Genomic DNA, 615 nt, shown 5'->3' with positions numbered 1-615 from the left:
CGCATCCACGACATCCAGGGCTCCAGCCGCATTTCACCGCAAAACGGCAAGACCGTCACCAGCGTGCCCGGTGTGGTGACCGGTGTGCGCAGCACCGGGTCGAAGGGCTACTGGATCCAGGACCCCGAACCGGACGGCAACCCGGCCACCAGCGAGGGCCTCTTCGTCTTCACGGGCTCCGCCACGCCGCTGGTCAAGGTCGGCGACTCGGTACTCGTCTCGGGCAAGGTGAGCGAGTACTACCCCGGTGGCAAGAGCAGCGGCTCGCAGTCCGTCACCGAACTGACCGGTCCGACGGCCGCCGTGCTCTCGACGGGCAACACGGTGCCTGCCGCCGAGGTCATCGACTCCTCGACGCTCCCCGACGCCTACGCCCCGCAGGCGCAGGGAGGGAGCATCGAGTCCTTGGAACTTCAGCCCGGCGCCTACGCGCTGGACTGGCTGGAGGCCCACGAGGGCATGCTGGTGCAGATCGGCGACTCCCGCGTGGTGGGCGCCACCAACGCCTACAACGAGACGTGGATCACCACCAAGCCCGCCCAGAACCCCACTCCGCGGGGCGGCACGGTCCTCACCGGCTACGACAACCCCAACTCCGGGCGGCTGCTGGTCACC

1 pseudogene is annotated in these 615 nt (G+C 69.1%); it reads left to right on the top strand.

What is annotated here, in order from left to right:
- Positions 1–63: 63 nt before the first annotated feature.
- Positions 64–615, top strand: a pseudogene (locus BZY54_RS48945) (hypothetical protein); the annotation flags it as partial.

Source organism: Streptomyces carpinensis, from assembly GCF_002154505.1.
Classification (GTDB): domain Bacteria; phylum Actinomycetota; class Actinomycetes; order Streptomycetales; family Streptomycetaceae; genus Streptomyces; species Streptomyces carpinensis.
Note: the sequence above shows the minus strand (reverse complement) of the source record. Positions and strands in the feature narration are given on the sequence as shown.